Genomic DNA, 1,381 nt, shown 5'->3' with positions numbered 1-1,381 from the left:
GAAAGAAGGCCAAAAGGTTTCTTTTGATGTTGAGCAAGGTGCCAAAGGCCCACAAGCGTCTAACGTTACCGCGCTGTAAGCCTCTCTGATACCAGAAAGCGGGCGCCCGCCGCCCGTTTTCCTTGTCACCGTTATCCTCGATACCCGTTCGATTTCCTATCCTGTTATTTCTGTTATTGATTGCTTTGAATCAACTTTATATTGACGTTGAAAGGCTACAGAAATTCAGCGTTGAATAATATATAAGGTTTTTTTTATGGCCAAAGTTAATGGCAGAAGCAGATTTTGGTTTTACCAAAATAAAGAAATTATCAAGAAAATAACTGAAGAATTAAAATAATGATTATAAAATTCACTGTGGGTGATTTCTCTTGGGAATCCTCATTGCATCAATTAAATAGTGATGCGCTTATTCGTCACATCCATTTTTATAGTGGTCATAGCGGTGTTGGCATCAGTATCAACTATTGTGAAAGTACCAGTCGGGGTAATATTTATTCCCGCGATGCATTAGTCGGTAATTTCGCTGTTCTATCGTAATAATTCATGCCACGGCATGATGCGCGCCGGCGTTGGCGTTTGATGGTCTTTTTAATATCCCTACATCAGTTAATTATCGCAATGATTGAGCGTTGCTCTCTTTGCACCGATTAACCTCTCATTTTTGCCAATAAACGCGTTGCTGATTAAAAATAATAATATTCCCTTGCAGCATGGCGTTTAGTTGCCTTTCAACTGATCTTTTTTCTCTGCCGGTGTGCATTAGATGAGTGAGACTCGATATCACCTGCAATACGTGGATACTGTGCACGGCATGCTCAATTGTTACGGCTGTAGCTGATTTGTATTTGGCGTGTAAATGTGGCATGGTGATGTAAATCACACTTTTAGTGTTATTCATGTATGGCTCAAAATGAGCGTTAACACGGAGAGACAAGATGAAGAAAATGCTGATGGTTGCGGCACTGTGCGCCGGTTTGAGCGGCGTAAGCCTAAGTAGCTATGCTGCGCCTGCGCAAAAGCCTTTGATGGGCGGTTGGAGTGCAGCCGAGGTAACTCCACAAGCCAAGCAGGCCGCTGAATTTGCATTTAAAGCGTCCAATGTATCTTCCAAGTTGGACAAAGTGATCGCGGTGCAGCAGCAGGTAGTGTCAGGAATGAACTACAAAGTGATCTACCAACTGGCTGACGGTTCACGTTGGCAGGCGCAGGTTTACCGTGCGCTGGATGGACATGAAGAGCTGCATGCATTGAACCGCATCCCGGCCAATCAGTAACGGCCATATTGCCATATAGGCAGTGCAATCATTGAGAAGGGCGCGCTACGTTGTGTAGTGCGCCCTTTTGCTATTTTGCGTGGTGGTTTTATGTGAGGCGAGCA

3 protein-coding genes are annotated in these 1,381 nt (G+C 44.2%); 2 read left to right on the top strand and 1 reads right to left on the bottom strand.

All coding sequences use genetic code 11. The annotated features are described in order from the left end of the window. Positions 1-79 (top strand): cold-shock protein (locus tag ACRC27_RS07965; RefSeq protein ID WP_438639610.1); only part of this gene is annotated, 79 nt, incomplete at its 5' end. 579 nt (positions 80-658) lie between these two features. Here the strand turns inward: ACRC27_RS07965 and ACRC27_RS07960 are convergent. Further along, positions 659-901, bottom strand: a complete 243-nt coding sequence (locus tag ACRC27_RS07960; RefSeq protein WP_438639609.1) for a hypothetical protein — start codon at positions 899-901, stop codon at positions 659-661. 37 nt (positions 902-938) lie between these two features. Between ACRC27_RS07960 and ACRC27_RS07955 the strand changes: the two genes are divergently transcribed. Continuing rightward, complete coding sequence (locus tag ACRC27_RS07955) at positions 939-1,277, top strand: cystatin domain-containing protein (protein WP_010864637.1); 339 nt, start codon at positions 939-941, stop codon at positions 1,275-1,277. Positions 1,278-1,381 lie beyond the last annotated feature (104 nt).

This window comes from Plesiomonas sp., assembly GCF_051650925.1.
Lineage (GTDB): Bacteria > Pseudomonadota > Gammaproteobacteria > Enterobacterales > CAMTGL01 > Plesiomonas.
Note: the sequence above shows the minus strand (reverse complement) of the source record. Positions and strands in the feature narration are given on the sequence as shown.

Coding starts and splice junctions, on each gene's coding strand:
- ACRC27_RS07955 (WP_010864637.1), top strand. CDS start 939: ATGAAGAAAATGCTGATGGTTGCGGCACTGTGCGCCGGTTTGAGCGGC.
- ACRC27_RS07960 (WP_438639609.1), bottom strand. CDS start 901: ATGAATAACACTAAAAGTGTGATTTACATCACCATGCCACATTTACAC.